General features: G+C 53.5%; 25 protein-coding genes and 2 tRNA genes. 21 read left to right on the forward strand and 6 right to left on the reverse strand.

Annotated features, from left to right (window positions below; all coding sequences use genetic code 11):
• Window positions 1-109 precede the first annotated feature (109 nt).
• The 3 genes from rplU to cgtA all read left to right on the forward strand — a co-directional run bounded on the left by rplU (window position 110) and on the right by cgtA (window position 2108).
• A complete protein-coding gene (gene rplU / locus NR177_RS01475) occupies window positions 110-421 on the forward strand; it encodes a 50S ribosomal protein L21 (protein ID WP_013024339.1) in 312 nt (103 codons plus the stop codon).
• 15 nt (window positions 422-436) lie between these two features.
• Window positions 437-694 (forward strand): 50S ribosomal protein L27, encoded by a 258-nt coding sequence (rpmA, locus tag NR177_RS01480; protein ID WP_063878150.1) that lies wholly within the window; start codon window positions 437-439, stop codon window positions 692-694.
• A 241-nt stretch (window positions 695-935) separates the two neighbouring features.
• Window positions 936-2108, forward strand: coding sequence for an Obg family GTPase CgtA (gene cgtA, locus NR177_RS01485; RefSeq protein WP_063878151.1), 1173 nt, complete (start codon window positions 936-938; stop codon window positions 2106-2108).
• A gap of 92 nt (window positions 2109-2200) precedes the next feature.
• Here the strand turns inward: cgtA and NR177_RS01490 are convergent, their stop codons facing one another.
• Both NR177_RS01490 and dacB read right to left on the reverse strand, forming a co-directional pair.
• A complete protein-coding gene (locus NR177_RS01490; RefSeq protein ID WP_256852147.1) occupies window positions 2201-2395 on the reverse strand; it encodes a hypothetical protein in 195 nt (64 codons plus the stop codon).
• A 320-nt stretch (window positions 2396-2715) separates the two neighbouring features.
• Window positions 2716-4149 carry a serine-type D-Ala-D-Ala carboxypeptidase gene (gene dacB, locus NR177_RS01495; protein ID WP_096011536.1) on the reverse strand — a complete coding sequence of 478 codons (1434 nt, stop codon included), beginning with the start codon at window positions 4147-4149 and terminating at the stop codon, window positions 2716-2718.
• A 246-nt stretch (window positions 4150-4395) separates the two neighbouring features.
• On the opposite strand from dacB, the gene greA reads away from it, so the two are divergent.
• Entirely contained in the window at window positions 4396-4872 is a 477-nt protein-coding gene (greA, locus tag NR177_RS01500) for a transcription elongation factor GreA (RefSeq protein ID WP_096011462.1), read from the forward strand.
• Window positions 4873-4978: 106 nt separating this feature from the next.
• Here the strand turns inward: greA and yhbY are convergent, their stop codons facing one another.
• Window positions 4979-5272 (reverse strand): ribosome assembly RNA-binding protein YhbY, encoded by a 294-nt coding sequence (gene yhbY, locus NR177_RS01505; protein ID WP_063878153.1) that lies wholly within the window; start codon window positions 5270-5272, stop codon window positions 4979-4981.
• 126 nt (window positions 5273-5398) lie between these two features.
• Between yhbY and rlmE the strand changes: the two genes are divergently transcribed.
• The 17 genes from rlmE to NR177_RS01585 all read left to right on the forward strand — a co-directional run bounded on the left by rlmE (window position 5399) and on the right by NR177_RS01585 (window position 23379).
• Window positions 5399-6028: a 23S rRNA (uridine(2552)-2'-O)-methyltransferase RlmE gene (rlmE, locus tag NR177_RS01510; protein ID WP_063881086.1), complete on the forward strand. Its 630-nt coding sequence runs from the start codon at window positions 5399-5401 to the stop codon at window positions 6026-6028.
• A 113-nt stretch (window positions 6029-6141) separates the two neighbouring features.
• Window positions 6142-8070: an ATP-dependent zinc metalloprotease FtsH gene (gene ftsH, locus NR177_RS01515; protein ID WP_063878154.1), complete on the forward strand. Its 1929-nt coding sequence runs from the start codon at window positions 6142-6144 to the stop codon at window positions 8068-8070.
• Between the two features lie 80 nt (window positions 8071-8150).
• Entirely contained in the window at window positions 8151-8984 is an 834-nt protein-coding gene (gene folP, locus NR177_RS01520; protein WP_241567396.1) for a dihydropteroate synthase, read from the forward strand.
• A gap of 6 nt (window positions 8985-8990) precedes the next feature.
• Entirely contained in the window at window positions 8991-10325 is a 1335-nt protein-coding gene (gene glmM, locus NR177_RS01525) for a phosphoglucosamine mutase (RefSeq protein WP_063878156.1), read from the forward strand.
• Window positions 10326-10543: 218 nt separating this feature from the next.
• Window positions 10544-10879 (forward strand): preprotein translocase subunit SecG, encoded by a 336-nt coding sequence (gene secG, locus NR177_RS01530; RefSeq protein WP_063878157.1) that lies wholly within the window; start codon window positions 10544-10546, stop codon window positions 10877-10879.
• A 56-nt stretch (window positions 10880-10935) separates the two neighbouring features.
• Window positions 10936-11022 (forward strand) — tRNA-Leu (locus tag NR177_RS01535).
• A 59-nt stretch (window positions 11023-11081) separates the two neighbouring features.
• Window positions 11082-11158: transfer RNA gene (locus NR177_RS01540), tRNA-Met, on the forward strand.
• A 211-nt stretch (window positions 11159-11369) separates the two neighbouring features.
• Window positions 11370-11822, forward strand: a complete 453-nt coding sequence (gene rimP / locus NR177_RS01545; RefSeq protein ID WP_006121761.1) for a ribosome maturation factor RimP — start codon at window positions 11370-11372, stop codon at window positions 11820-11822.
• Window positions 11823-11846: 24 nt separating this feature from the next.
• Window positions 11847-13334, forward strand: coding sequence for a transcription termination factor NusA (gene nusA, locus NR177_RS01550; RefSeq protein ID WP_063878158.1), 1488 nt, complete (start codon window positions 11847-11849; stop codon window positions 13332-13334).
• A gap of 17 nt (window positions 13335-13351) precedes the next feature.
• Entirely contained in the window at window positions 13352-16036 is a 2685-nt protein-coding gene (infB, locus tag NR177_RS01555; protein ID WP_063878159.1) for a translation initiation factor IF-2, read from the forward strand.
• Window positions 16037-16102: 66 nt separating this feature from the next.
• Entirely contained in the window at window positions 16103-16510 is a 408-nt protein-coding gene (gene rbfA, locus NR177_RS01560; protein ID WP_063878160.1) for a 30S ribosome-binding factor RbfA, read from the forward strand.
• Window positions 16510-17454 carry a tRNA pseudouridine(55) synthase TruB gene (gene truB, locus NR177_RS01565; RefSeq protein WP_063878161.1) on the forward strand — a complete coding sequence of 315 codons (945 nt, stop codon included), beginning with the start codon at window positions 16510-16512 and terminating at the stop codon, window positions 17452-17454. Before rbfA ends, truB begins: the two co-directional genes overlap by 1 nt.
• A 123-nt stretch (window positions 17455-17577) precedes the next feature.
• Window positions 17578-17847 carry a 30S ribosomal protein S15 gene (rpsO, locus tag NR177_RS01570; RefSeq protein WP_006121766.1) on the forward strand — a complete coding sequence of 90 codons (270 nt, stop codon included), beginning with the start codon at window positions 17578-17580 and terminating at the stop codon, window positions 17845-17847.
• Window positions 17848-18153: 306 nt separating this feature from the next.
• Entirely contained in the window at window positions 18154-20283 is a 2130-nt protein-coding gene (gene pnp / locus NR177_RS01575) for a polyribonucleotide nucleotidyltransferase (protein ID WP_096011465.1), read from the forward strand.
• Window positions 20284-20412: 129 nt separating this feature from the next.
• Window positions 20413-21297 (forward strand): lipoprotein NlpI, encoded by an 885-nt coding sequence (nlpI, locus tag NR177_RS01580; RefSeq protein ID WP_063878163.1) that lies wholly within the window; start codon window positions 20413-20415, stop codon window positions 21295-21297.
• A 110-nt stretch (window positions 21298-21407) separates the two neighbouring features.
• Window positions 21408-21482 carry a protein YrbN gene (gene yrbN, locus NR177_RS23930; protein WP_226374622.1) on the forward strand — a complete coding sequence of 25 codons (75 nt, stop codon included), beginning with the start codon at window positions 21408-21410 and terminating at the stop codon, window positions 21480-21482.
• A complete protein-coding gene (locus NR177_RS01585; RefSeq protein ID WP_063878164.1) occupies window positions 21475-23379 on the forward strand; it encodes a DEAD/DEAH family ATP-dependent RNA helicase in 1905 nt (634 codons plus the stop codon). Before yrbN ends, NR177_RS01585 begins: the two co-directional genes overlap by 8 nt.
• Before the next feature lie 89 nt (window positions 23380-23468).
• On the opposite strand, the gene NR177_RS01590 is transcribed toward NR177_RS01585, so the two are convergent.
• The 3 genes from NR177_RS01590 to NR177_RS01600 all read right to left on the reverse strand — a co-directional run bounded on the left by NR177_RS01590 (window position 23469) and on the right by NR177_RS01600 (window position 26481).
• Window positions 23469-24479: a luciferase-like monooxygenase gene (locus NR177_RS01590; RefSeq protein WP_256852148.1), complete on the reverse strand. Its 1011-nt coding sequence runs from the start codon at window positions 24477-24479 to the stop codon at window positions 23469-23471.
• Between the two features lie 112 nt (window positions 24480-24591).
• On the reverse strand, window positions 24592-25476 hold the full coding sequence (locus tag NR177_RS01595) for a U32 family peptidase (RefSeq protein WP_256852149.1): 885 nt from the start codon (window positions 25474-25476) through the stop codon (window positions 24592-24594).
• Between the two features lie 9 nt (window positions 25477-25485).
• Window positions 25486-26481, reverse strand: a complete 996-nt coding sequence (locus NR177_RS01600) for a peptidase U32 family protein (RefSeq protein ID WP_256852150.1) — start codon at window positions 26479-26481, stop codon at window positions 25486-25488.
• Window positions 26482-26539: the final 58 nt, after the last annotated feature.

The raw sequence follows: 26539 nt of genomic DNA on the forward strand, positions 1-26539 counted from the left end.
AAAGTGCTCTTGTCTTCTGTTGGAGTTTTGCGTAGAATTCGCGCCCTATTGTGAATATTTAGCGCGCCGCCTGATGAACTGAAAGGCAAGCGCAGAAGCGGAGTTTTATATGTACGCGGTTTTCCAAAGTGGTGGTAAACAACACCGAGTAAGCGAAGGTCAGACCGTTCGCCTGGAAAAGCTGGACATCGCAACCGGTGAAACCATCGAGTTTGACCAGGTTCTGATGATTGCAAATGGCGAAGACGTGAAAATCGGCGCGCCACTGGTTTCAGGCGGTGTGATCAAGGCAGAAGTTGTTGCTCATGGTCGTGGCGAGAAAATTAAGATCGTTAAGTTTCGTCGTCGTAAGCACTACCGTAAGCAAGCAGGCCATCGCCAGTGGTTCACTGATGTGAAAATCACTGGTATCACGGCGTAAGAGGAGATCTGACAAATGGCACATAAAAAGGCTGGTGGTTCGACTCGAAATGGTCGTGACTCCAATGCAAAACGTCTGGGTGTAAAACGTTTCGGTGGCGAATCTGTCCTGGCAGGTAGCATCATCGTTCGTCAGCGCGGAACCAAATTCCACGCGGGTAACAATGTAGGCTGTGGTCGTGACCACACTCTGTTTGCTACTACAGACGGCAAAGTAAAATTCGAAGTTAAAGGTCCGAACAACCGTAAATATATCAGCATCGTTGCTGAGTAAGGTTGTCGTGACGCAGACGTTTTACGTCTGAACGCACGAATTGAAGGCCCCGCAACTCTTGCGGGGCTTTTTACATTCTGCGACCCATTGCCCGACAGGCGACATCGCCTGAAAGATTGCTGTACACTTTATGTACACGCTGGCGTAAGCCAGTTTTGATTTATCCGCCGCTGGTCACGCAGAAGACCCTGGCGGACCCGTCTGCAGCGTATTGCAGACGATTGTGTGACGGAGAAAGAAAATGAAGTTTGTTGATGAAGCGACAATTTTGGTCGTCGCAGGTGATGGCGGTAATGGTTGTGTCAGTTTCCGCCGCGAAAAATATATCCCGAGGGGCGGCCCGGACGGTGGTGATGGTGGTGATGGCGGCGACGTATTTTTGGTTGCTGACGAAAACCTCAACACGCTGATCGATTATCGTTTCGAAAAATCTTTCCGCGCTGAGCGTGGGCAGAATGGTCAGAGTCGTGACTGTACCGGTAAGCGTGGTAAAGATATCACCGTTAAAGTACCGGTAGGCACCCGCGTTATCGACCAGGGAACTGGCGAAACACTGGGCGATATGACACGTCACCAGCAGACGTTGATGGTAGCCAAAGGTGGCTGGCATGGCCTGGGAAATACCCGTTTTAAATCCTCGGTTAACCGCAGTCCGCGTCAAAAAACTATGGGCACGCCCGGTGAGAAACGCGATCTGCAGCTGGAGCTGATGCTGCTGGCTGATGTGGGCATGTTGGGTTTACCTAATGCCGGTAAATCGACCTTTATTCGTGCCGTTTCTGCGGCCAAGCCAAAAGTGGCGGACTATCCCTTTACCACCCTGGTGCCAAGCCTCGGTGTTGTGCGTATGGATAGCGAGCAGAGCTTTGTTATCGCAGATATTCCCGGCCTGATTGAAGGCGCGGCCGAAGGCGCAGGTTTAGGCATTCGCTTCCTGAAGCACCTCGAACGCTGCCGCGTGCTGCTGCACCTGATCGATATTGCTCCCATTGACGAGAGCGATCCGGTTGAAAACGCCCGTATTATTCTGGGTGAGCTGGAAAAATACAGCGATAAGCTGTTTAACAAACCGCGCTGGCTGGTGTTTAACAAAGTCGATCTCATCGACGACGAAGAAGCCCAGGCACGCGCAAAAGCCATTGCCGAGGCGCTGGGTTGGGAAGATAAATACTATCTTATCTCTGCCGCCAGCCGTCAGGGCGTCACTGACCTGTGCTGGGATGTGATGAGCTTTATCAACGCCAACCCGAAAGAAGCTGACGTTGAAGAAAAACAGCCGGAGAAAGTGGAGTTCATGTGGGATGATTACCACAAAGAAGCCATTGAAACGGCAACGGTTGAAGAAGACGAAGAGTGGGATGACGACTGGGATGAGGATGACGACGAAGGCGTCGAAATCATCTACCAGCGCTAAACTTCTTAATAACTGCCCCCTTTCCGCCGGAACGGGGGCAGATTTATTTCAGCACTCCGCCAGCACCGCCCGCGTAAATCCTGCGCTACAGCCTAATCGATCCTGTTCGTTATGAATCCCAATCTGCCACGACGGACTGCGTTTACCCACATGCAAATGACGCGCAGCCGACCGCCTGAAACGGCGCGCTGATGGCTGGTATTCACTTCCCACGCCCGCCACGTGGCTGCCCCTTCCTCTGCTGCCAGATAGCCTGCCACAGAAGCCCGGGTTGCGGCTAACCGCATCGAGGCTCCGCCATGCAGTTGGTCAACGGGTTGCCGTGTTCGTCAGCGAAAAAAGCCTGCCTTTACTCACTTATTAACTTAAGTAAAAATTATGCTTTTTCGACGCGCGTCTGGCGCGGATTGGCGACTGGACGAGTGCTACTCCGTGAAGGTAAAACAGAGCGAGGGGATAATGCGACCACAACGCCACCTGGAGATGGCAAGACTACCAATAGCTCGAACGCGTGGGGATGCACCGGCATGTACGCGTAAACACCCAGTGTCAATCGACAATAAAAAACGCAGCGGATGAATTGTCCGCTGCGTTTTATCAGTATGAATCAGTAATTCTTATTAATATCGCGATAAAGTCGGCTTTCAAAACGCACCAGTGGAATACGGCGCGTGCGCTGATCTTCTGGCGGAACCGCGTAACCCGACAGGAACTGCACGAACGCCACGCGCGCCCCGCTGGAGGTGGTGATAAAGCCTGCGAGGTTGTAAACGCCTTGCAGCGAACCGGTTTTTGCCGACACTTTGCCATCCAGTCCTGCTTCATGCAGGCCGCCACGGTACTGCAGCGTGCCATCGTGTCCGGCCAGCGGCAGCATCGAGATATAGTCCAGTTTGCTGTCGTTCTGTGCAATATATTGCAGGACCTGCATCATGGTGGCGGGGGAGATCAGATCGTGGCGTGACAGGCCCGAACCATCCACCTGGATGCTGTTACCTAAATCAATATTGGCCTTTTCACGCAGGACGCGACGAACCGCGTCTGATCCCGCACGGAAGGTGCCGGGCACGTTGAAGTAATGGTGGCCGATAGTACGAAAAACCGTGTCGGCAATCATATTATCGGACTTCTTCAACATGGTGTGCAGCAGCGTATGCAGCGGGGCCGACTGCGTAGACGCCAGCACCGTACCCGGCTCGGTCACCTGCGTCTGGCGCAACAGATGGCCGCTGTAATCAATACCAGCAGAACGCAATTCAGCTTTCAGGATCTCGCCTGCCCAGGCTGCGCCATCCTGAACCGCAAAGGCCAAAGGAAGCGGATCGCTGCGCTGACGCATACAGCCGGTTAAGGTGTAGCGGTTCAACTCTCCCGGCACGACGTCCAGCTCGCAGTATTGCCCTTCGCCACTGTTGCGCCCAATCGTGCGTACCTGGCTCAGCATGTGCGCCGGGTAATAGGACGCAATGCGGATAAAGGCATTTTCGCCTGCCTTCTCAGCACTGTAGAGCGAAACCGAGAAGCAGTTTTTATCCACAATGGCTGCGGCAGGTGGTGCACTAAAGCACTGGGTCATGTCGTTCCACGGCCAGCCTGGTGCGGCGTCATGGCTGGCAAACACCGAGGTATCAATGACCAGATTACCTTTGATGTGCGTGATGCCTTGTTTTTTTAACGCCGCGACCATATTACGCAGATCCTGGCGGCCCAGCGTCGGGTCGCCAGCAAACCGGGCAACTAAATCACCATTAAGCGTGCCATCGACCAGCGCGCCTTTGGTTTCAAAGGTCGTTTGAAAACGGTAATCACCGCCCAGTTCCAGTAAAGCCGCCAGGGCGGTAATCACTTTCATGGTACTGGCGGGAAGTGCCATCTGTTTCCCGTGGTAATCAATAATTGGCGTTGATGCGCCCACTTTTTGCACCAGCAAAGCCAGATTGGCACCATCTGGCAGATACTGCATGTATTCATCAACTGGCGCTGCTTGTGCCTGCAGCATAAAAGCACAGGTTAATCCGGTAACAAGTCGTGAAAATCGCATAATCTCGCGGTAACTGACAGGTGAAGGCGACAATACTACGTCCCAGGACGGTGGAAAGTAAACGATGACCCGCAGGGAACTCTGGGTTAAAATACGTATCAAATTGCAAAACCTTTTCTGGCCTGGAACACTTTCCGGGTCAGTATTCTTTTATTTGCAAAACGAGGTCTTGCGCCGCAGAACGCTTTTTTCTGCAGTCACCGGTCAGGATGCACCGTGAAACAGGAATGATGACGAGGAGCTAAAATGAACCAGATTCCGATGACGTTAAGAGGCGCTGAAAGGCTGCGCGAAGAGCTGCATGAGCTGAAAACGGTGAAGCGCCCGCGCATTATTGCCTCCATTGCGGAGGCCCGCGAGCACGGCGATTTGAAAGAGAACGCCGAATACCATGCTGCGCGTGAAGAACAGGGGTTCTGTGAGGGACGCATTCAGGAGATTGAAGCCAAACTCTCCAATGCACAGGTGATTGATGTGACTCAGATGCCGAAAACCGGCCGCGTGATTTTTGGCGCAACGGTTAGCATCCTGAATGTGGACACCGATGAAGAGTTCACTTATCGCATCGTGGGTGATGATGAGGCAGACTTTAAACAAAATCTGATTTCTGTTAACTCGCCGATGGCACGTGGTCTGGTGGGTAAAGAAGCCGATGACGTTGTGATTATCAAAACGCCAGGCGGTGATGTTGAGTACGAAATCCTGAAGGTGGAATACATCTGACAGGGTGCAACTGTCTGAAAAGGGTTGCCGTACAATGTAAAGAAAGGAAAAAGGCCGCGCTGCGGCCTTTTATCCCATGTAAGAGCATGGCACTTTCTTTGCCCACTTAACGTGGCAGAGAAATCTTGCTCTCTTTAGCGGGGCGATACAGCACCAGCATTTTGCCAATAACCTGAACGTTGCTGGCACGGGTCTCACGTACAATGGCTTCAACGATCAACTGCCTGGTTTCACGTTCTTCAGCGGCAATTTTCACCTTGATCAATTCGTGATGTTCCAGCGCTTGTTCAATCTCAGCCAGTACACCTTCGGTCAGGCCATTGCCTCCGAGCATGACAACTGGCTTGAGCGGATGGGCGAGGCCTTTGAGGTGCTGTTTTTGTTTGGTACTTAGATTCATCGTATTATTTACTTACTCGGGGATTGAAAACGGTTCATTCTACCGCCATCTCGGGTATATCGCCAAATCGACGCAGCCTATCGCGTGCAGATTTATCGCTACGATGACGATTTAGTTGGAAATTTTATGACCGGTAAAAAGCGTTCAGCCAGCTCCAGCCGCTGGCTACAGGAACACTTTAGCGATAAATACGTGCTCCAGGCACAGAAAAAAGGGTTGCGTTCGCGCGCCTGGTTTAAACTTGATGAAATACAGCAGGGTGACAAGCTTTTCAAACCCGGTATGACCGTGGTAGATCTGGGTGCTGCACCCGGTGGCTGGTCACAATATGTGGTACAGCAAATAGGGACCAAAGGCCGCGTTATTGCTTGTGATATTCTGCCGATGGACCCTATTGTTGGTGTCGATTTCCTTCAAGGTGATTTTCGTGAAGAATCGGTGATCAAAGCGTTACTTGAACGTGTGGGCGATCAAAAAGTCCAGGTCGTCATGTCTGATATGGCACCGAATATGAGTGGTACACCTGCCGTAGATATTCCCCGGTCGATGTATTTGGTGGAGCTGGCGTTGGAGATGTGTCGTGACATTTTGGCTCCCGGCGGTAGTTTTGTAGTGAAAGTGTTCCAGGGAGATGGCTTTGATGAATACCTGCGGGAAATTCGCTCCCTGTTTACGAAAGTGAAAATACGTAAGCCTGACGCTTCACGTTCACGTTCACGTGAAGTTTATATTGTGGCGACTGGGCTTAAACTGTAACCAACGTAATGGATAACCCGGCATTCCTGCTGCGATTCCATGTGCGAAGGATCTATAGTACCCTACGCTATCTGTTAACACCGTTGTAATATGAGGTTAATCCCTTGAGTGACATGGCGAAAAACCTGATTCTCTGGCTAGTCATCGCGGTCGTGCTGATGTCGGTCTTCCAGAGCTTTGGGCCCAGCGAGTCGAATGGCCGTAGGGTTGATTATTCAACCTTCCTGTCGGAAGTGAACCAGGATCAGGTCCGCGAGGCACGTATTAACGGGCGTGAAATTAACGTTATCAAAAAAGACAGCAATAAATACACCACTTACATTCCTGTCAATGACCCCAAGTTACTCGATAACCTGTTGACCAAGAACGTGAAAGTGGTTGGTGAACCACCGGAAGAACCCAGTCTGCTGGCGTCTATCTTCATCTCATGGTTCCCAATGTTACTGCTGATTGGTGTATGGATTTTCTTCATGCGTCAAATGCAGGGCGGCGGTGGCAAAGGCGCAATGTCCTTTGGTAAAAGCAAAGCCCGCATGCTGACGGAAGATCAGATTAAAACCACTTTTGCTGACGTTGCAGGCTGTGACGAAGCGAAAGAGGAAGTCAGCGAGCTGGTTGAATACCTGCGTGAGCCGAGCCGTTTCCAGAAGCTGGGTGGTAAAATCCCTAAAGGCGTGCTGATGGTTGGCCCGCCGGGTACCGGTAAAACCTTGCTGGCGAAAGCCATTGCGGGTGAAGCGAAAGTGCCCTTCTTTACCATTTCGGGCTCTGACTTTGTTGAAATGTTCGTCGGTGTGGGTGCATCTCGTGTGCGCGACATGTTTGAACAGGCGAAGAAAGCGGCACCCTGCATTATCTTTATCGATGAAATCGATGCTGTCGGTCGTCAGCGTGGCGCCGGTTTAGGTGGCGGTCACGATGAACGTGAGCAGACCCTGAACCAGATGCTGGTTGAGATGGATGGTTTTGAAGGTAACGAAGGCATCATTGTTATTGCCGCAACCAACCGTCCAGACGTTCTTGACCCTGCGCTGCTGCGTCCGGGCCGCTTTGACCGTCAGGTTGTGGTTGGCTTGCCAGACGTTCGTGGTCGTGAGCAGATTTTGAAAGTGCACATGCGCCGTGTGCCGTTAGCAACTGATATCGACGCGGCAATCATCGCTCGCGGTACGCCGGGCTTCTCAGGTGCCGATCTGGCTAACCTGGTCAACGAAGCGGCGCTGTTCGCTGCGCGCAGCAACAAACGTGTAGTGTCGATGGTTGAGTTTGAAAAAGCCAAAGACAAGATCATGATGGGTGCAGAGCGTCGTTCCATGGTGATGACGGAAGCGCAGAAAGAGTCCACGGCTTATCACGAAGCCGGTCACGCCATTATTGGTCGCCTGGTGCCGGAACACGATCCGGTGCACAAAGTGACGATTATCCCGCGTGGTCGTGCGTTAGGTGTGACCTTCTTCCTGCCTGAAGGCGACGCAATTAGCGCCAGCCGTCAGAAACTGGAAAGCCAGATTTCAACGCTGTACGGCGGTCGTCTGGCAGAAGAGATTATCTACGGTGTAGAGCATGTCTCAACGGGCGCATCGAATGACATCAAAGTGGCGACCAATCTGGCACGTAACATGGTGACCCAGTGGGGCTTCTCTGAAAAACTGGGTCCATTGCTGTACGCAGAAGAAGAGGGTGAGGTTTTCCTTGGTCGCTCCGTGGCGAAAGCCAAGCATATGTCCGATGAAACCGCCCGTATTATCGACCAGGAAGTGAAACATCTGATCGATACTAACTATCAGCGTGCGCGTCATATCCTGGGTGAAAATCTGGACATCCTTCATGCGATGAAAGACGCGCTGATGAAGTATGAAACCATTGATGCACCGCAGATCGACGACCTGATGGCACGCCGGGAAGTGCGTCCACCAGCGGGCTGGGAAGATCCCGGCAGCAGCAATTCTGACAGTAATGGCACGCCAAAGGCACCGCGTCCGGTCGATGAACCGCGTACGCCAAACCCAGGCAACACCATGTCAGAACAGTTAGACAAATAAGACGCCACGTCTTTTAATAAAACCCCGGCTGGTCCGGGGTTTTTTACATCTATACATTGCGCCACAAGGAGTTTTTCACCATGAAATTGTTCGCCCGTGATTCCCATCTCGATTTGTCATTTCCACATGTGATGGGCATTCTGAATGTCACGCCGGACTCTTTTTCCGATGGTGGTAAACATAACGCGCTGGTCGACGCGCTCACGCATACCAATGAAATGGTCAATGCCGGCGCAACCATTATTGACGTCGGTGGCGAATCCACGCGTCCCGGCGCGGATGAGGTCAGTGTTGACGAGGAGCTTGAGCGGGTGATCCCGGTGGTCGAAGCGATCGCTCAACGTTTTGAAGTGTGGATTTCGGTCGACACGTCTAAGGCTGAGGTCATCACGGAAGCCGCCAGAGTGGGCGCTCACATTATCAATGATGTTCGCTCTTTATCCGAGCCGGGGGCGCTGGCCGCCGCCGCCGCGACAGGCTTGCCTGTGTGCCTGATGCACATGAAGGGCGAGCCACGAACCATGCAGCAGGCACCGGCTTATCAGAATATCGTCAACGACGTGGATGCGTACTTCGTCGAGCAACTGGCCCGCTGCGAGGCGGCCGGAATAAAAAAAGAGAATCTGCTGCTCGACCCGGGCTTCGGATTCGGTAAGAATCTCAGCCACAATTATGAGCTGTTGGCCCGCCTCAGCGATTTCCACCATTTTGGTCGGCCATTGCTGGTTGGTATGTCGCGTAAGTCGATGATTGGTCAACTGCTGAACGTGGGGCCAGGTCAGCGTCTGACCGGCAGCCTGGCCTGTGCAGTTATTGCCGCCATGCAGGGGGCACACATTATTCGCGTTCACGATGTGAAAGAAACGGTCGAAGCGATGCGCGTGGTCGAAGCGACACAAAGAGCTAAAGGATGACAGAGCATGAGTAATCGTAAATATTTTGGTACAGATGGGATTCGCGGCAAAGTGGGTGAGTCACCTATCACCCCTGATTTTGTTCTGAAACTTGGCTGGGCCGCAGGGAAAGTTCTGGCACGCCACGGTTCGAAAAAAATTATTATAGGTAAAGACACGCGTATTTCGGGCTATATGCTGGAATCTGCGCTGGAAGCTGGCCTGGCTGCGGCAGGCTTATCTGCTGCGTTTACCGGCCCGATGCCGACGCCTGCCATTGCCTATCTGACCCGAACGTTCCGTGCCGAAGCCGGTATCGTGATTTCAGCGTCCCATAATCCGTTTGATGATAACGGCATTAAGTTCTTCTCTGCCGAAGGCACCAAGTTGCCTGACGATGTGGAAGAAGCGATTGAGCTGGAAATGGAAAAGCCGCTGACCTGTGTTGAATCAGCCCTGCTGGGCCGCGCCAGTCGTATCGTGGATGCCGCCGGACGTTACATTGAATTTTGTAAAGGCACCTTCCCCAGCGAGCTCAGCCTGAATGGCCTGAAAATTGTGGTGGACTGCGCTAACGGCGCAACCTATCACATCGCACCTAACGTACTGCGTGAACTTGGCGCAACGGTGATTGCGATCGGTGTGCAGCCTGACGGCATGAACATCAATAAAGCGTGTGGCGCGACCGATCTGAAAATGCTGCAACAGCGTGTACTGGCTGAGAAAGCAGACATTGGTCTGGCTTACGATGGTGACGGCGATCGCATTATGATGGTTGACCATCTCGGCGAGAAAGTGGATGGCGATCAGATTCTGTATATCATTGCCCGCGAAGGTCTGCGCCAGGGGCAGTTGCGCGGCGGTGTCGTGGGAACGCTGATGAGCAACATGGGGCTGGAACTGGCCCTGAAGCAGCTGGGCATTCCCTTTGTGCGTGCCAAAGTGGGCGACCGCTATGTGCTCGAAAAACTTCAGGAAAAAGGCTGGCGGCTGGGCGCTGAAAACTCAGGCCACGTGATTCTGCTGGATAAAATCGCCACCGGCGACGGCATTGTAGCAAGTTTGCAAGTGCTCACTGCTATGGTACGTAATCATATGAGCCTGCATGACCTCTGCACCGGAATGAAGATGCTGCCTCAGGTGTTGGTCAATGTGCGCTTTGCCGGTGAGCACGATCCCCTGGAAAGCGATGCCGTAAAAGCGGTAGCGCAGGACGTAGAAAAAGCGCTGGCTGGAAAAGGGCGCGTGCTGCTGCGTAAATCCGGTACCGAACCCTTAATCCGTGTGATGGTCGAAGGTGAGGATGCCGCCCAGGTGACGGCACTGGCTAACCAGATTGCCGATGCGGTCAAAGCCGTCTGACGCGCGTGACAGGCAGGCGCAGCAGCCTGTTCCTGCCTGCAAAATCATCGCACTGGCGCTTTTTTCTGCAATCAGCCTGTGACAGCTAAATTGCACTTGCAGAGGTATGCGCCATTGGTTAGTATTCACACCCGCTTCTGATGGGTGATGAACACACTCCCTGTCATATTGGTTGAAGCTTTAACTGTGCGGATTACGCGCAAGGAAACAGGTTGATTATGTACGAAGCTCTGTTAGTTGTTTTCCTTATTGTAGCAATTGGCCTTGTGGGTCTTATTATGCTGCAGCAAGGCAAAGGCGCTGATATGGGAGCATCATTTGGTGCAGGCGCGTCTGGCACGCTGTTTGGTTCAAACGGGTCGGGTAACTTTATGACTCGCATGACCGCAGTTCTGGCTACGCTGTTTTTCGTCATCAGCTTGATTCTGGGTAACCTGAACAGCAATAAGATCTCCAAAGGAAGCGAGTGGGAAAACCTCACTGCGCCAGCTCAGTCTCAACAGCAGACTCAGCCAGCTAAACCGGCTACGCCGGGCAATGATATCCCGCACTAATAGCAGTAAAATAGCGTCAAACTAAAGCGGCAGAACAGCGTCGCAGTCAGTGCAGTACCGAGGTGGTGAAATTGGTAGACACGCTACCTTGAGGTGGTAGTGCTCGAAAGGGCTTACGGGTTCAAGTCCCGTCCTCGGTACCAAATCTTAGTATTACTTGCATTTTATGCATGTTCGGCGTAATATTCGCCACGTTTTCGGACGCGGGGTGGAGCAGCCTGGTAGCTCGTCGGGCTCATAACCCGAAGGTCGTCGGTTCAAATCCGGCCCCCGCAACCACTTTCCCTTAGAGTTCTTTTTCAAATATACTGTGTGCATCGACGGGCGCATAAGCAGCGAATTTTGAAAAAAATTCTTTTGGATGGGCGTCCGGGCCGCAATGCGGCATACAGGGTCCAGTGATAAAAAGCCCCGAATATTCGGGGTTTTTTGTTATTAGCGAATCGTAATACTGGGCTATAGGCCCTTTTTTTATGTCTTGGGGGTGGGCTTGTCCACATTAGAGCAAAAATTGACAGAGTTGGTATCTGCTCCGGTAGAAGCGCTCGGCTACGAACTGGTCGGAATTGAATTCGTTCGTGGTCGCACATCAACCCTGCGCATCTATATTGATAGTGAAGATGGCATCAATGTTGACGATTGCGCGGACGTCAGCCACCAGGTGAGTGCGGTGATGGATGTGGAAGATCCCATCACGGTGCCTTACCACCTTGAAGTGTCCTCACCGGGGCTCGATCGTCCTCTGTTCACTGCAGAACATTATGCACGCTTTACCGGCGATGAGGTGAGCCTGGTGCTGCGTATGGCCGTTCAAAACCGCCGTAAATGGCAGGGAATCATCAAGTCTGTTGAGGGTGAGATGATAACGGTAAACGTTGAGGGTAACGACGAGGTGTTCGCGCTGAGTAATATTCAGAAAGCGAACCTGGTCCCCCACTTTTAAAAGTCCGGATTGAGGCCAACCAGGATGAACAAAGAGATCTTAGCTGTTGTAGAAGCCGTTTCTAACGAAAAAGCCCTGCCGCGTGAGAAAATCTTCGAAGCGCTGGAGAGCGCGCTGGCGACTGCGACCAAGAAAAAGTACGAGCAGGAAATTGACGTACGCGTCAGCATCGACCGTAAAAGCGGCGACTTCGATACCTTCCGCCGTTGGGAGATCGTCGATCAGGTTACGCAGCCAACGCGCGAGATCACGCTGGATGCGGCTCGCTACGAAGACGAGTCTCTCAATCTGGGCGAATACGTAGAAGACCAGATTGAATCCGTTACGTTTGACCGTATCACGACCCAGACGGCGAAGCAGGTTATCGTACAAAAAGTACGTGAAGCCGAGCGTGCAATGGTGGTGGATCAGTTCCGCGAGCAGGAAGGCGAAATCATCACCGGTGTGGTGAAAAAAGTGAACCGTGACAACATCTCGCTGGATCTAGGCAACAATGCTGAAGCCGTGATCCTGCGTGAAGACATGCTGCCACGCGAAAACTTTCGCCCAGGCGACCGTATTCGCGGTGTACTGTATGCAGTACGTCCTGAAGCACGTGGCGCGCAGCTGTTTGTGACGCGCTCTAAACCTGAAATGCTGATCGAACTGTTCCGCATTGAGGTGCCAGAAATTGGCGAAGAAGTGCTTGAAATTAAAGCCGCGGCCCGCGATCCGGGTTCACGTGCAAAAATTGCAGTAAAAACAAATGATAAACGTATCGATCCGGTCGGTGCCTGCGTCGGGATGCGCGGTGCGCGTGTTCAGGCTGTGTCCAGTGAACTGGGCGGCGAGCGTATCGATATCGTGCTGTGGGACGATAACCCAGCACAGTTTGTTATTAACGCCATGGCCCCGGCTGATGTGGCGTCAATCGTGGTTGATGAAGATAACCACACGATGGATATCGCTGTTGAGGCTGGCAATCTGGCCCAGGCGATCGGCCGTAATGGCCAAAACGTGCGTCTGGCTTCACAGCTGAGTGGCTGGGAGCTGAACGTGATGACCGTCGATGATCTGCAGGCTAAGCATCAGGCTGAAGCCCATGCAGCAATCGATATGTTCACGAAGCATCTCGACATCGACGAAGAGTTCGCCACCATTCTGGTGGAAGAGGGCTTCTCAACGTTGGAAGAAATGGCCTATGTGCCTATCAACGAGCTGTTGGAAATTGACGGCCTCGACGAAGAGACCATTGAAGCCCTACGTGAACGAGCAAAAAATGCGTTAACCACCCTGGCACTGGCAAAAGAAGAGAGCCTTGGTAATCAGGAACCCGCTGAAGACCTCTTGAATCTTGAGGGTCTGGATCGTGCACTGGCTTTCCGCCTGGCATCCAAAGGCGTTTGCACGCTGGAAGATCTCGCAGAGCAAGGTGTTGACGATCTGACGGATATTGAAGGGCTGACTGATGAGCAAGCTGGCGCGCTGATTATGGCCGCACGCAATATCTGCTGGTTCGGCGATGACGCGTAATAACAGGAAGGAACAGCATGACAGATGTAACCGTAAAATCGCTGGCAGCAGAAATTCAGACCTCGGTCGATCGCCTGGTACAGCAGTTTGCTGATGCGGGGATCCCAAAGTCTGAAAATGATGCGGTGACCCAGCACGAGAAAGAAACCTTACTGTCTCACCTGAAGCATGGTCAGGCCGGTTCAGGCAAACTGACATTGCAGCGCAAAACGCGTAGCACCTTGAATATTCCTGGCACCGGGGGTAAAAGTAAGTCGGTGCAAATCGAAGTCCGCAAAAAGCGTACGTACGTAAAAGGCGATGCAGAGTCTGAGCAAGCTCAGGCAGAAGCAGAAGCCGAGGCGCAGCGTGAAGCGGAAGAGCAGGCGCAACGCGAGGCCGCTGAACAAGCGCGTCGTGAAGCGGAACAGAAAGCGCAACGTGAAGCCGAAGAGAAAGCCAGGCGCGAAGCCGCTGAAAAGGCTAAGCGTGCAGCAGCGGAAAATGAGAAAGTGACTAATCAACCTACCGACGAAGTGACCAAGGCCGCGCAGTCCGATAAAGCACGTCGTGAAGCCGAAGCCGCCGAACTGAAGCGTAAAGCGGAAGAAGAAGCGCGCCGTAAGCTGGAAGAGGCTGCCCGCCTCGCTGCGGAAGAAGCCCGCCGTTTAGCCGTAGAAAAAGCGGCTGAATGGGAAAAGCCTGAAGAAGAGGACAAGGGCGACTATCACGTCACCACCTCTACGCATGCCCGCCAGGCCGAAGACGAGAACGATCGTCAGGTGGAAGCCGGCCGTGCCCGCACGCGCAGTGCAAAAGCCGCGCGTCCGGTTAAAAAAGGCAACAAGCATTCAGAAGCCAAAACTGACCGTGAAGAAGCGCGTGCGCAGGTTCGCGGCGGTAAAGGCGGCAAGCATCGCAAACCAAGCGCACTGCAGCAGGGCTTTAACAAGCCAGCGCAGGCGGTTAACCGTGATGTCATCATTGGCGAAACCATCACCGTTGCCGAACTGGCTAACAAAATGGCCGTCAAAGGTTCACTGGTCATCAAAGCGATGATGAAGATGGGCGCTATGGCGACCATCAATCAGGTTATCGACCAGGAAACCGCACAGCTGGTTGCCGAAGAAATGGGCCACAAAGTGACCCTTCGTCGTGAAAACGAGCTGGAAGAAGCGGTAATGGACGATCGTGATACCGATGCCGCACAGGAATCTCGTGCGCCGGTCGTGACCATCATGGGCCACGTTGACCACGGTAAAACCTCACTGCTGGACTATATTCGCTCCACCAAAATCGCCTCTGGCGAAGCGGGCGGTATCACGCAGCACATCGGTGCCTATCACGTCGAAACTGATAACGGCATGGTGACCTTCCTGGATACGCCGGGCCACGCCGCGTTTACCGCAATGCGTGCTCGTGGTGCGCAGGCAACGGATATCGTTATCCTGGTCGTGGCTGCGGACGATGGCGTTATGCCACAGACCGTTGAAGCTATCCAGCACGCCAAAGCGGCGAAAGTGCCGGTGGTGGTTGCAGTCAACAAGTGCGATAAGCCAGAAGCCGATCCGGATCGTGTTAAAAACGAGCTGACTCAGTACGGGATCATCCCGGAAGAGTGGGGCGGCGAAAACATGTTCGTTAACGTCTCTGCGAAAGCCGGTACCGGTATTGACGACCTGTTGAACGCTATCCTGCTGCAGGCAGAAGTACTTGAGCTGACCGCTATCCGTGAAGGTATGGCGAGCGGTGTGGTCATTGAATCGTTCCTCGACAAAGGTCGTGGTCCGGTTGCTACCGTGCTGGTACGCGAAGGTACGTTGAACAAAGGCGACATCGTTCTGTGCGGCTTCGAATACGGCCGTGTCCGTGCGATGCGTGACGAACTGGGTCGTGAAGTAATGGAAGCGGGTCCGTCTATCCCGGTTGAGATCCTTGGCCTGTCAGGTGTACCGGCAGCGGGTGATGAAGCAACCGTGGTTCGTGACGAGAAGAAAGCACGTGAAGTGGCTTTGTATCGTCAGGGCAAATTCCGTGAAGTTAAGCTGGCTCGTCAGCAGAAATCTAAGCTGGAAAACATGTTTGCGAACATGACCGAAGGCGAAGTATCCGAACTGAACATCGTGCTCAAAGCGGACGTTCAGGGTTCTGTGGAAGCGATCTCCGACTCCCTGCTGAAACTCTCCACCGACGAAGTGAAGGTGAAGATTGTGGGTTCAGGCGTAGGTGGAATCACCGAAACCGACGCCACGCTGGCAGCAGCATCCAACGCCATCCTGCTGGGCTTCAACGTCCGTGCTGACGCCTCTGCGCGCCGCGTAGTTGATGCGGAAAGCCTGGATCTGCGTTACTACTCCGTCATCTATAACCTGATTGACGAAGTGAAAGCGGCGATGAGCGGTATGCTGGCACCAGAGTACAAACAGCAGATCATCGGTCTGGCTGAAGTGCGCGACGTGTTCAAATCACCGAAATTTGGTGCAGTGGCAGGTTGTATGGTGACGGAAGGTAACATCAAACGTCACAACCCAATCCGTGTACTGCGCGATAACGTGGTGATTTACGAAGGCGAACTGGAATCACTGCGTCGCTTTAAAGATGACGTCAACGAAGTGCGTAACGGCATGGAGTGTGGTATCGGCGTGAAGAACTATAATGACGTTCGTGTCGGCGATATGATCGAAGTCTTCGAAGTGATTGAAGTTAAACGCACCATCGCTTAAGTCCTGGCATTGATGATGCAATTTGGGAGGCCGCTGGCCTCCCGAATTATTTGGGAGAAATAAAAAATGGCGAAAGAATTTGGCCGTCCGCAGCGTGTCTCGCAAGAGCTGCAAAAAGAGGTTGCCATGATCCTGCAGCGTGAGATTAAAGATCCACGTCTTGGCATGATGGTCACCGTTTCTGGCGTTGAGGTATCACGTGACCTCGCTTACGCCAAAGTGTTTGTCACCTTCCTCAATGATAAAGATGAAGAAGCCGTACAAAATGGCCTGAAAGCGTTAAAAGAAGCCTCTGGTTATATCCGCACGCTGTTGGGTAAAGCCATGCGCCTGCGTATCGTGCCGGAGCTGACCTTCTTCTACGACAACTCGCTGGTTGAAGGTATGCGCATGTCAAACCTCGTCACCAACGTGGTGAAAAAAGACGTTGAGCGTCGTGGTCCTGAGTCCACGGACGATAACGAGGAGGCGTAATGAGTCGTCCTCGTCGTCGCGGTCGCGACGTCCATGGCGTGTTATTGCTGGATAAGCCACAAGGGATGTCATCCAATGATGTCCTGCAAAAGGTAAAGCGCATTTTTAACGCTAACCGTGCAGGACATACCGGGGCGCTCGATCCGCTGGCAACCGGCATGTTGCCTATCTGCCTGGGCGAAGCCACCAAATTTTCTCAGTATCTGCTGGACTCCGATAAGCGTTATCGCGTGATTGCCCGTCTGGGTGAGCGCACCGATACCTCGGATGCTGACGGTAACCTGGTGCAAACCCGTCCGGTGGACTTTACCCAGGCTGCGCTGGACACGGCGCTGGAGGGTTTTCGCGGCGATATCATGCAGGTGCCGTCAATGTTTTCTGCATTGAAACATCAGGGCAGAAAACTGTACGAATACGCGCGCGAAGGCATCACCATTGAGCGTGAGCCGCGTCCAATTACCGTTTATGACCTGCAGTTTATTCGCTGGCAGGGCGATGAGCTGGAACTGGAAATCCACTGTTCCAAAGGTACCTACATCCGCACCATTATTGACGATTTGGGCGAGAAGCTGGGCTGCGGTGCGCACGTCATCATGCTGCGCCGTATGCAGGTGGCACGCTATCCGTTTGAGAGAATGGTGACGCTGGAACAGTTGCAGGCGCTACAGCACAACGCTAACGAGACGGGTGAGGATCTGGCGCAGCATCTTGATCCGCTGCTTTTGCCAATGGACAGCCCCGCGTCAGATTTCCCGGCGGTAAACGTGTCCTCTGATGTGGCCGCATACTTTAAACAGGGCCAACCGGTTCACGCCAGTCAGGCACCGGCTCAGGGCCTCGTGCGCGTCACCGAAGGTGAAGAGGGCAAATTTATCGGCATGGCAGAAATTGCCGAGGATGGCCGCATTGCTCCCCGACGTTTAGTGGTTGAGTATCAGAATTAAGTTGTGCGCTTTCCGCGTTGGGCATTTGCGTTGCCCTGAAGCGAAGAGTAGAATGGCGCGGCTTTAAAGCGGGATGCTGAATTAGAGATCGGCGCCCATACATTCATTTAACTGGAGTTTATTATGTCTCTAAGCGTAGAAGCTAAAGCAGAGATCGTTGCTAAATATGGTCGTGGTGCTAACGACAGCGGTTCAACCGAAGTTCAGGTTGCCCTGTTGACCGCGCAGATCAGCCATCTGCAGGGTCACTTCTCTGAGCACAAGAAAGACCACCACAGCCGCCGCGGTCTGCTGCGCATGGTATCTCAGCGTCGTAAGCTGCTGGACTACCTGAAGCGTAAAGACGTTGCACGCTACAGCAGCCTGATCGAAAGTCTCGGTCTGCGTCGCTAGTCTTAAAATCGGGTCGTCAGGGATGCCACTCACGTGTGCTAAAAACCCGACTGGCGATCAGATTTGTGCGAGTTTCATGAAAAGGGGGCCTTTATGGCCCCTTTTTTCGAGCAATGCGCAGCAATCCTGAGCAAACTCATGTATTGTTGTTGGGTGTGATCTTTGTTTGCAGAGGTTCGCGCGGCTAATGAGAGGCTTTTACCGCAGGGGCGGTTAAGGGTTGTCATTAGTCGCGAGGATGCAACGAGGATCGGTAATCAATGGCAGGCTCAATATAGCACTGCCCCGATGTTAAGGACTTTGATTTTGCTTAATCCGATCGTACGCAAATTCCAATATGGTCAACATACCGTCACGCTGGAAACCGGCATGATGGCTCGCCAGGCGACTGCCGCTGTTATGGTGAGCATGGACGATACCGCAGTATTTGTCACCGTGGTTGGTCAGAAAAAAGCCAAACCAGGCCAGGACTTTTTCCCACTGACCGTGAACTATCAGGAGCGTACTTACGCTGCTGGTCGTATCCCAGGCAGCTTCTTCCGTCGTGAAGGTCGTCCAAGCGAAGGCGAAACCCTGATTTCACGTCTGATCGACCGTCCTGTGCGTCCACTGTTCCCGGAAGGTTTCGTTAACGAAGTGCAGGTTATCGCCACGGTTGTGTCGGTAAACCCACAGGTTCACCCAGACATCGTTGCCATGATCGGTGCCTCTGCAGCGCTGGCGCTGTCAGGCCTTCCGTTCAACGGCCCAATCGGTGCAGCGCGCGTTGGTTATATCAATGACCAGTACGTACTGAACCCAACCGCGGATGAGCTGAAAACCTCACGCCTGGATCTGGTCGTTGCCGGTACGCAGAACGCCGTTCTGATGGTGGAATCTGAAGCAGAAATCCTGTCTGAAGAACAAATGTTGGGCGCAGTGGTGTTCGGCCACGATCAACAGCAGATTGTGATTGAAAACATCAATTCACTGGTCGCCGAAGCGGGCAAACCGCGTTGGGACTGGCAGCCAGAGCAGGCGAATACTGCACTGATTTCACGCGTTGCGGCGCTTGCCGAAACACGTATCAGCGATGCGTACCGTATCACTGACAAGCAAGAACGTTATGCTCAGGTTGGCGTCATTAAAGACGAAACCATTGCTGCGTTGCTGGCGGAAGATGAATCACTGGATGCGGCCGAAATCGGCGACATCGTTCACAGCCTGGAAAAGACGGTTGTCCGTACCCGCATTCTGAACGGCGAGCCACGTATCGATGGTCGTGAGAAAGACATGATCCGTGGTCTGGACGTGCGCACCGGCGTGCTGCCGCGTACTCACGGTTCAGCCCTGTTCACCCGTGGTGAAACGCAGGCGCTGGTTACTGCTACCCTGGGTACGACCCGCGATGCGCAGAACCTGGATGAGCTGATGGGCGAACGTACCGACAGCTTCCTGTTCCACTACAACTTCCCTCCGTACTCTGTCGGTGAGACCGGTATGGTGGGTTCGCCTAAGCGTCGTGAAATTGGTCACGGTCGTCTGGCGAAACGCGGCGTGCTGGCTGTGATGCCAAAAGCCGAAGATTTCCCGTATACCGTTCGCGTGGTTTCTGAAATCACCGAATCTAACGGTTCTTCTTCTATGGCCTCGGTCTGTGGTGCCTCTCTGGCGCTGATGGATGCCGGTGTGCCAATCAAGGCATCTGTTGCGGGTATCGCGATGGGCCTGGTAAAAGAAGACGACAAGTTTGTTGTCCTGTCCGACATCCTGGGTGACGAAGACCACCTGGGCGATATGGACTTTAAAGTCGCCGGTAGCCGTGAAGGTATCACCGCGCTGCAGATGGACATTAAAATCGAAGGCATCACCCGCGAAATCATGCAGGTTGCGCTGAACCAGGCCAAAGGTGCACGTCTGCATATTCTGGGCGTCATGGAGCAGGCTATCAGCACCCCGCGTCAGGAAATTTCTGAGTTCGCGCCACGTATTTACACCATCAAGATCAGCTCCGACAAGATCAAAGATGTGATTGGTAAAGGCGGTTCCGTGATCCGTGCGCTGACCGAAGAAACCGGTACAACCATCGAAATCGAAGATGACGGTACCGTGAAAATCGCAGCGACCGACGGTCTGAAAGCGAAAGAAGCTATTCGCCGTATCGAAGAAATCACCGCAGAAATCGAAGTGGGCCGTGTCTATAGCGGTAAAGTCACCCGCATCGTAGACTTCGGAGCCTTCGTCGCTATCGGCGGCGGTAAAGAAGGTCTGGTGCATATTTCTCAAATCGCAGACAAGCGTGTTGAGAAAGTGACTGACTATCTGCAGATGGGTCAGGAAGTGCCGGTTAAGGTGATGGAAGTCGATCGCCAGGGCCGTGTACGTCTGAGCATCAAAGAAGCGACAGAAACCAAGCCTGAAGCTGTTGCAGCTGAGAGCACACCTGACGCTGAATAAGTCTTTCCTGATTTGCCTCTCCTTGCCTGGCAGGGAGAGGCTTTTGTGTCATCGCGAGGGCGGGAATCCTTGTGCACAGCAGGCGGATAACAGGATGGTTGTCCCAATGTTTGTATTCGGGAGTGGGAAATGAAGCCTTTTTTGCGCTGGTGTTTTGTTGCGACAGCTTTGACGCTGGCAGGATGCAGCAACTCCAATTGGCGTAAGAACGAAGTTCTTGCAGTACCTTTACAGCCCACACTGCAACAGGAAGTGATTCTGGCTCGCATGGAACAAATTCTTGCCAGTCGAGCCCTTACCGATGATGAACGCGCACAGCTGTTATATGAGCGCGGAGTGTTGTATGATAGTTTGGGTCTTAGGGCATTAGCGCGGAACGATTTTTCGCAAGCGCTGTCTATAAGACCAGATATGCCAGAGGTGTTTAACTATCTTGGTATATACTTAACGCAGGCGGGCAACTTTGATGCCGCCTATGAAGCGTTTGATTCTGTACTTGAGCTTGATCCAACTTACAACTATGCGCATTTAAATCGTGGTATCGCCCTCTATTACGGTGGTCGATACAAGTTAGCGCAAGATGATCTGCTGGCGTTTTATCAAGACGATCCTAACGATCCTTTCCGCAGCTTGTGGCTCTACCTTGTCGAAAGCAAGATGGATGCAGACAAAGCGAAAGTAGCGCTTAAGCAGCGTTACGACAAAGCGGTCAAGGACCAATGGGGATGGAATATTGTCGAGTTCTACCTTGGCGACATCAGCGAAGCAACACTGATGGAACGTCTCAAGGCGGACGCAACGGATAACACCTCGCTCGCTGAACATCTCAGTGAAACCAACTTCTATTTAGGTAAGTATTACCTAAGTCTGGGGGAGAAGGACAACGCAGAAGCGTTGTTCAAACTGGCGGTCGCCAACAACGTTAATAACTTTGTTGAACACCGATACGCATTGTTGGAACTGGCGCAACTCGGCCAGGCACAAGACGATTTATCAGAATCTGACCAGCAATAGCTGACGAACTTTTTTGCCTGTAAAACCTGTCAAGTCATCATCTTCAGGGATGAAGGCTTTTCTGTTCGTCAAAACTTCTAATTTGAGCCGGTTCACACTTTTTGATGAAAATGACTGAAAGTTTTCACGACGAGTTATGTAGACTGGCCGCCGCAATCAACGAGGCACGTGTACTACATGACTGATATTCAAACCACTTTTGCTGACCTTGGCCTGAACGCCGAACTCCTTGAATCACTGAATGGCATGGGCTATGTAAAGCCATCCCCAATCCAGGCTGAGTGTATTCCTCACCTGCTGGCGGGCCGTGACGTGTTAGGTATGGCGCAGACCGGGAGTGGTAAAACCGCAGCGTTCTCGCTGCCGCTGTTACATAACATCGACCCAACTGTTAAAGCACCGCAAATTTTGGTGCTGGCACCGACCCGCGAACTGGCGGTGCAGGTTGCTGAAGCTGTTACCGAATTCTCTAAACATATGCGCGGTCTGAACGTGGTTGCCCTTTACGGCGGCCAGCGTTATGACGTGCAGCTGCGCGCACTGCGCCAGGGACCACAGGTTGTCGTGGGTACGCCAGGCCGCCTGCTGGACCACCTGAAACGTGGCACCTTAGATTTGTCTAATCTGCGTGGTCTGGTTCTGGACGAAGCAGATGAAATGTTACGCATGGGCTTCATCGAAGACGTTGAAACTATCATGGCGCAGATCCCAGAAGGTCATCAGACCGCACTGTTCTCTGCCACTATGCCAGAAGCGATTCGTCGTATTACCAAGCGTTTCATGAAAGATCCGCAGGAAGTTCGCATCCAGTCAAGTCTGACAACGCGCCCGGATATCAGCCAGAGCTACTGGACTGCCCACGGCCGTAAAACTGATGCGCTGGTTCGCTTCCTTGAAGCAGAAGACTTTGATGCGGCGATTATCTTCGTACGTACTAAAAATGCAACGCTGGAAGTCGCTGAAGCGCTGGAGCGTAGCGGTTACAACAGTGCGGCACTTAATGGCGATATGAACCAGGCACTGCGCGAGCAGACGCTGGAGCGCCTGAAAGATGGTCGTCTGGATATCCTGATTGCTACCGACGTTGCGGCCCGTGGCCTGGACGTTGAGCGTATCAGCCTGGTTGTTAACTACGATATTCCGATGGACTCAGAATCATACGTTCACCGTATCGGCCGTACCGGTCGTGCAGGTCGTGCCGGTCGCGCACTGCTGTTCGTAGAGAACCGCGAGCGTCGTCTGCTGCGTAATATCGAACGCACCATGAAGCTGACTATTCCAGAAGTTGAGCTGCCAAATGCAGAACTGCTGGGTCAGCGTCGTCTGGCTAAGTTTGCTGCGAAAGTTCAGCAGCAACTGGAAAGCAGCGATCTGGAGCAGTACCGTGCGCTGCTGGCTAAGATGCAGCCTGAAGAAGAGCTGGATATCGAAACCCTGGCTGCGGCTCTGCTGAAAATGGCACAGGGTGAGCGTCCGCTGATCGTTCCTGCTGATGCACCACGTCCTGCGCGTCGTGAATTCCGTGAGCGTGACGATCGTCGTGAGAGCCGTGATTCACGTGAAGCACGTGGCCCACGCGAAAACCGTGAGGGCGGCGACCGTCCACGTCGCGAGCGTCGTGACGTTGGCGATATGCAGCTGTACCGTATTGAAGTGGGTCGTGATGACGGTGTTGAAGTTCGTCATATCGTGGGCGCTATTGCTAACGAAGGCGATATCAGCAGCCGTTACATCGGTAACATCAAACTGTTCGGTACGCACTCTACCATCGAGCTGCCGAAAGGCATGCCTGGCGATGTGCTGCAGCACTTTACCCGTACACGTATTCTGAACAAGCCGATGAATATGCAGTTACTGGGTGATGCTCAGCCGCATGAAGGTGGCCGTGGCGAACGTCGTCCGGGTGCCGGTGCTGGCGAGCGTCGTGGCGGTGCTGCGCGTCCTGAAGGTCAGGGCCCGCGTCGCTTCTCTTCTGAGCGCCGTGAAGGCGGTCGTGATGGTGCACGCCCTTTCAATCGTGAAGGCGGTCGTGGTCCACGTCGTGAAGACGGTGCTGCTGCACCACGTCGTCGTGACGCGTAAGCGAGCTTATTCGGTGTAATAAAAAGGGAAGCCTACGGGCTTCCTTTTTTTGTCTTGTCGTTGACCCATCACAGGATCACCGCCGCTGGCTACAGGCTGCTGGCAGCTTCCATGGCCAGCTTAAACGAATGCAGGCGCGCTTCGTTGTCGTAAATTTGCCCGTTAACCATCACCTCATTTGCCTGAGTTTCACGCAGCAGTGAAGCCAGACCATGCCGTACCTTATCCACATCGCCAACCAGAGACATGCTCAGCGCCTGCTGCACGCCATACTGTTCTGACGGCGACCACAGACTGTCCATATTCTGTACCGGTGCAGGCAGTGGACCCGGTTTACCACGACGCAGGTTAATAAATTGCTGCTGCATGGAGGTAAACAGAAAACGCGCTTCACTTTCGGTGTCAGCGGCAACAATGTTTATGCACACCGTGGCGTACGGCTCGGCAAGGCGCGCGGAAGGCTTGAAGTTCTCACGATAGACGTGCAGGGCCTGGAACAGCTGGTCCGGCGCAAAGTGTGAGGCAAAGGCAAACGGCAGTCCCATTTTGGCCGAGAGCTGAGCGCTATAAAGGCTGGAACCTAACAGCCACACCGGAATTTTCATTCCTAAGCCGGGAACCGGCTGCACCGGCGGCTGCGCACCTGCTTCCGCATCAAACCAGTCGATCAGCTCGGCAACATCGTCCGGGAAGGTATCGGCATGAATGCCAGACAGATGACGACGCAGTGCCAGCATCGTGCGCTGGTCCGAACCCGGTGCACGGCCTAATCCCAGATCGATACGATCGGGATACAGCGAAGCCAGGGTACCAAACTGCTCTGCAATCATCAGCGGTGAGTGATTGGGCAACATAATGCCACCAGAACCCAGACGCAGCGTGGTGGTGTTGGCGGCCAGATAGCCAATCAGCACGGCGGTGGCCGCACTGGCAATGCCAGTCATATTGTGGTGCTCGGCGAGCCAGTAACGTTCAAACCCCAGTTTTTCTGCCTGACGCGCCAACGCGAGTGAATTATGGAAAGCATCACGTGGCGTCGCGCCCTGCGGAACAGGGGCAAGATCCAGAACGGAAAGGCGAACGTTTTTTTTATCAGACATGGGTACTCCAGAGTGTATAGCGCAGGTGTCAGACCCTGCACCATCAAGTATTGCGTAACATCCGCCATATTAAAACTTTTTACACTCTCAGTATGTTGCCTGTATGTGCCTTTCAGTCGGTGGTCAGTAAAACCATCCCCGCCAGCTTGCGCCAGTAGCCGTTACAATCCCGATTTTTCTCCAGATCCAGCGGTGCCTGGCCTTCCTCGTTTTGGCGAAAACGGTCAATAAGACTTAAGGTTTGCGTGTCCTGAGGCGACAGCCGCACGATATCCACCCAGTTGCGCATGCCAACCAGATCGTTCCCCAGGTTATAGCAGTAACCGCTCATGGTCTGGATACCGTTTAAGACGAAGACCTGCTGTTGCTCCTGCGACAGGACCTTGCGTCCGTTAGGGTAATGAATGCAGCAGGTTTCGCAGTCATCTTTGGCGCGATTCTCCGAGCGAGCCGTAAAGCAGCGAGCCGACAGCGCCAGTGGCAGATGGCCATAGCCCAGCACTTCCACCTCGAACTGCTGGCGTATGCCTTTGGTTTCGCACTGCTGTAGCAGTTGCACCAGCCAGTCGCGTGGCATTTCAACCGGCAAACACCAGCGCGTCATTCCCTCTTTCACCAGAAGCTGCAGCGTATCAGCGTTATACACATTCAGCGTGGGGCCCGCGACAAAGGGCAGCTTGCGTTCGGCTGCCATGTTGACGGTGCCAACGTCGTTGGCCTCAATAATAAACTCGCCATTTTCAACATAGCGCTGCAGCTCTTTGAGCTCAGAAGGGGATTGCAGCAAAGCCAGGGTACTGATGACCACCTGCTTACCACTGGCTGACAGCTCACGCGCCAGGCCCATCCAGGCAGCAAAGGGCGTCGCACGCCGCTTGCTGCAGACCGTTTCCCCAAGATAGATGATATCGGCGCTGCTGCTGGCGGCGAGTTGATAAAAGTGTTCCAGCGTGGCGGTTGGCCAGTACCACAGCACTGGCCCAAGGGCGTATTTCATGGTTTTTCCTTACTGCCAGTCACGATGATAAGCGCCTAACGTGGTTTGCGAGCCCTCAGACAGCGCGCCCAGCGTCTGCATCCACTGCTGCGCCACGTCAAAGTTATCCGGCTCGGCTTTACAACGATCGATCGCCTGACGCCAGACGCGGGCCACATCGGAAACATAGGCAGGGCTGCGCTGGCGCCCCTCAATTTTCACCGAGGCAATGCCTGCCCGTAGCAACGCTGGCAACAGTTCAAGCGTGTTCAGACTGGTGGGTTCTTCCAGCACATGGTAGCGCTGGTCGTCGACCTGATAGCGGCCTTTGCACAGCGTGGGATAGCCCGCGCTCTCCTCCGCGTCATAACGATCGATCAGCACCTCATTGAGACGTGCCTCCATGCCGGCTGGCGTCTGTTGCCAGCGCACAAACTTCGCGGGTGAGCAGGCACCTTTACTGTTCGGGGATTCACCCGTTAGCCAGGAGGAGAGATAGCAGCGGCCCTCCGCCATGATACACAGGCTGCCAAAGGCAAAGACCTCCAGCGGAACAGGGGTACTGCGCGCCAGCTGTTTTACCTGATGAATCGACAGAACGCGCGGCAGCACCACACGGTGCAAATGAAAATGGCGATGGTAAAAACGAATGGCTTCAAGGTTAGTGGCGGAAGCCTGTACTGACAGATGGCGTTCAACATGTGGATAGCGTGCGGTGGCATATTCCAGCGTCGCCATATCGGCCAGAATCAGCGCGTCCGCGCCGCTGTCAGCCGCCACGTCAATGGCCCGCTGCCAGCGATGCATGCCATCGGGATGTGCAAAGGTATTGATCGCCACGTGCAGCTTACGACGATGCTGATGGAGATAATGTGCCGCCTCAAGCAGCTTCTTATCAGTAAAGTTTAACCCGGCGAAGTGACGCGCATTGGTGTCATCTTTCAGCCCGACATAAACCGCATCGGCACCATTCTCAACGGCGGTGCGTATTGCAGGCAGGTTCCCGGCCGGACACAGCAACTCCATACTCAATCCTCTCGACATGCAGATGGAGCACGAGTCTAGTCATGGCGCTTCGGGGAAA

The sequence above is a fragment of the Pantoea sp. Fr+CA_20 genome, from assembly GCF_024520835.1.
In the GTDB taxonomy this organism is placed as follows: Bacteria; Pseudomonadota; Gammaproteobacteria; order Enterobacterales; family Enterobacteriaceae; genus Pantoea; species Pantoea allii.

Bases quoted from the DNA above. Each gene is read 5' to 3' on its own strand.
- rplU (WP_013024339.1), top strand. From the start codon at position 110: ATGTACGCGGTTTTCCAAAGTGGTGGTAAACAACACCGAGTAAGCGAA.
- rpmA (WP_063878150.1), top strand. From the start codon at position 437: ATGGCACATAAAAAGGCTGGTGGTTCGACTCGAAATGGTCGTGACTCC.
- cgtA (WP_063878151.1), top strand. From the start codon at position 936: ATGAAGTTTGTTGATGAAGCGACAATTTTGGTCGTCGCAGGTGATGGC.
- NR177_RS01490 (WP_256852147.1), bottom strand. From the start codon at position 2,395: ATGCGGTTAGCCGCAACCCGGGCTTCTGTGGCAGGCTATCTGGCAGCA.
- dacB (WP_096011536.1), bottom strand. From the start codon at position 4,149: ATGCGATTTTCACGACTTGTTACCGGATTAACCTGTGCTTTTATGCTG.
- greA (WP_096011462.1), top strand. From the start codon at position 4,396: ATGAACCAGATTCCGATGACGTTAAGAGGCGCTGAAAGGCTGCGCGAA.
- yhbY (WP_063878153.1), bottom strand. From the start codon at position 5,272: ATGAATCTAAGTACCAAACAAAAACAGCACCTCAAAGGCCTCGCCCAT.
- rlmE (WP_063881086.1), top strand. From the start codon at position 5,399: ATGACCGGTAAAAAGCGTTCAGCCAGCTCCAGCCGCTGGCTACAGGAA.
- ftsH (WP_063878154.1), top strand. From the start codon at position 6,142: ATGGCGAAAAACCTGATTCTCTGGCTAGTCATCGCGGTCGTGCTGATG.
- folP (WP_241567396.1), top strand. From the start codon at position 8,151: ATGAAATTGTTCGCCCGTGATTCCCATCTCGATTTGTCATTTCCACAT.
- glmM (WP_063878156.1), top strand. From the start codon at position 8,991: ATGAGTAATCGTAAATATTTTGGTACAGATGGGATTCGCGGCAAAGTG.
- secG (WP_063878157.1), top strand. From the start codon at position 10,544: ATGTACGAAGCTCTGTTAGTTGTTTTCCTTATTGTAGCAATTGGCCTT.
- nusA (WP_063878158.1), top strand. From the start codon at position 11,847: ATGAACAAAGAGATCTTAGCTGTTGTAGAAGCCGTTTCTAACGAAAAA.
- infB (WP_063878159.1), top strand. From the start codon at position 13,352: ATGACAGATGTAACCGTAAAATCGCTGGCAGCAGAAATTCAGACCTCG.
- rbfA (WP_063878160.1), top strand. From the start codon at position 16,103: ATGGCGAAAGAATTTGGCCGTCCGCAGCGTGTCTCGCAAGAGCTGCAA.
- truB (WP_063878161.1), top strand. From the start codon at position 16,510: ATGAGTCGTCCTCGTCGTCGCGGTCGCGACGTCCATGGCGTGTTATTG.
- rpsO (WP_006121766.1), top strand. From the start codon at position 17,578: ATGTCTCTAAGCGTAGAAGCTAAAGCAGAGATCGTTGCTAAATATGGT.
- nlpI (WP_063878163.1), top strand. From the start codon at position 20,413: ATGAAGCCTTTTTTGCGCTGGTGTTTTGTTGCGACAGCTTTGACGCTG.
- NR177_RS01585 (WP_063878164.1), top strand. From the start codon at position 21,475: ATGACTGATATTCAAACCACTTTTGCTGACCTTGGCCTGAACGCCGAA.
- NR177_RS01590 (WP_256852148.1), bottom strand. From the start codon at position 24,479: ATGTCTGATAAAAAAAACGTTCGCCTTTCCGTTCTGGATCTTGCCCCT.
- NR177_RS01595 (WP_256852149.1), bottom strand. From the start codon at position 25,476: ATGAAATACGCCCTTGGGCCAGTGCTGTGGTACTGGCCAACCGCCACG.
- NR177_RS01600 (WP_256852150.1), bottom strand. From the start codon at position 26,481: ATGGAGTTGCTGTGTCCGGCCGGGAACCTGCCTGCAATACGCACCGCC.